The organism is Gallibacterium genomosp. 1 (assembly GCF_001678575.1).
Taxonomy (GTDB): domain Bacteria; phylum Pseudomonadota; class Gammaproteobacteria; order Enterobacterales; family Pasteurellaceae; genus Gallibacterium.
This window is the reverse complement of record NZ_JTJP01000043.1, coordinates 1-2,257: the sequence shown is the minus strand read 5'-3', so window position 1 is coordinate 2,257 and position 2,257 is coordinate 1. Positions and strand designations below refer to the sequence as shown.

At 51.4% G+C, this 2,257-nt stretch carries 1 rRNA gene; it reads right to left on the bottom strand.

The features are described from left to right. Window positions 1–2,257: ribosomal RNA gene (locus QV04_RS08325) — 23S ribosomal RNA — on the bottom strand; the annotation flags it as partial.

Genomic DNA, 2,257 nt, shown 5'->3' with positions numbered 1-2,257 from the left:
TCTGGCGAAACAACTGGAACACCAGTGATGCGTTCACTCCGGTCCTCTCGTACTAGGAGCAACCCCCCTCAATTCTCCAACGCCCACGGCAGATAGGGACCGAACTGTCTCACGACGTTCTAAACCCAGCTCGCGTACCACTTTAAATGGCGAACAGCCATACCCTTGGGACCTACTTCAGCCCCAGGATGTGATGAGCCGACATCGAGGTGCCAAACACCGCCGTCGATATGAACTCTTGGGCGGTATCAGCCTGTTATCCCCGGAGTACCTTTTATCCGTTGAGCGATGGCCCTTCCATTCAGAACCACCGGATCACTATGACCTACTTTCGTACCTGCTCGACTTGTCCGTCTCGCAGTTAAGCTGGCTTCTACCATTGCACTAACCTGACGATGTCCGACCGTCATTAGCCAACCTTCGTGCTCCTCCGTTACGCTTTGGGAGGAGACCGCCCCAGTCAAACTACCCACCAGACACTGTCCGAACACTCGTCCCGAGCGCTTCGTTAGAACATCAAACGTTAAAGGGTGGTATTTCAACAGCGACTCCACGATAACTGGCGTTACCGCTTCGCAGTCTCCCACCTATCCTACACATTAAAATTCAAGGTTCAGTGTCAAGCTATAGTAAAGGTTCACGGGGTCTTTCCGTCTAGCCGCGGGTACACCGCATCTTCACGGCGATTTCAATTTCACTGAGTCTCGGGTGGAGACAGCCTGGCCATCATTATGCCATTCGTGCAGGTCGGAACTTACCCGACAAGGAATTTCGCTACCTTAGGACCGTTATAGTTACGGCCGCCGTTTACTGGGGCTTCGATCAGGTGCTTCTCTTTCGATGACACCATCAATTAACCTTCCAGCACCGGGCAGGCATCACACCCTATACGTCCACTTTCGTGTTTGCAGAGTGCTGTGTTTTTATTAAACAGTTGCAGCCAGCTCGTCGCTTCGACTGGTTCATGCTCCATCCGCTTCGGACTTCACACTACGCCAGCGCACCTTCTCCCGAAGTTACGGTGCTATTTTGCCTAGTTCCTTCACCCGAGTTCTCTCAAGCGCCTTAGTATTCTCTACCTGACCACCTGTGTCGGTTTCCAGTACGGTTTAGATAAACCTTTCGCTTAGTGGCTTTTCCTGGAAGTTGGGTATCAGTTACTTCAGCACCTTGGTGCCTCGTCATCATCTCTCAGTGTTAATGGTGAGCCGGATTTGCCTAACTCACCCACCTACTAACTTAAACGTACTCTTCCATCCGTACGCTAACCTAACCTGCTCCGTCCCCACATCGCAGTTTATCCAAGTATGGGAATATTAACCCATTTCCCATCGACTACGCTTCTCAGCCTCGCCTTAGGGGCCGACTCACCCTGCCCCGATTAACGTTGGACAGGAAACCTTGGTCTTCCGGCGAGCGGGTCTTTCACCCGCTTTATCGTTACTTATGTCAGCATTCGCACTTGTGATACCTCCAGCAGCCCTCTCGAACCACCTTCTTCAGCTTACACAACGCTCCCCTACCCAACAAGATTTCTCTTGATGCCGCAGCTTCGGTGCTATATTTTAGCCCCGTTACATCTTCCGCGCAGACCGACTCGACTAGTGAGCTATTACGCTTTCTTTAAATGGTGGCTGCTTCTAAGCCAACATCCTAGCTGTCTAAGCCTTTCCACTTCGTTTCCCACTTAATATAGACTTTGGGACCTTAGCTGGCGGTCTGGGTTGTTTCCCTCTCCACGACGAACGTTAGCACCCGCCGTGTGTCTCCTATACATTACTCTTCGGTATTCGCAGTTTGCATCGGGTTGGTAATCCGGGATGGACCCCTAGCCGAAACAGTGCTCTACCCCCGAAGGTATTCATATAAGGCTCTACCTAAATAGATTTCGGGGAGAACCAGCTATCTCCCGGTTTGATTGGCCTTTCACCCCCAGCCACAGGTCATCCGCTACTTTTTCAACAGTAGTCGGTTCGGTCCTCCAGTTAGTGTTACCCAACCTTCTTCCTGCCCATGGCTAGATCACCGGGTTTCGGGTCTATATCTTGCAACTTAGCGCCCAGTTAAGACTCGGTTTCCCTTCGGCTCCCTTATTCAGTTAACCTCGCTACAAAATATAAGTCGCTGACCCATTATACAAAAGGTACGCAGTCACCCTTTCAGGCTCCCACTGCTTGTACGTACACGGTTTCAGGTTCTTCTTCACTCCCCTCCCGGGGTTCTTTTCGCCTTTCCCTCACGGTACTGGTTCACTATC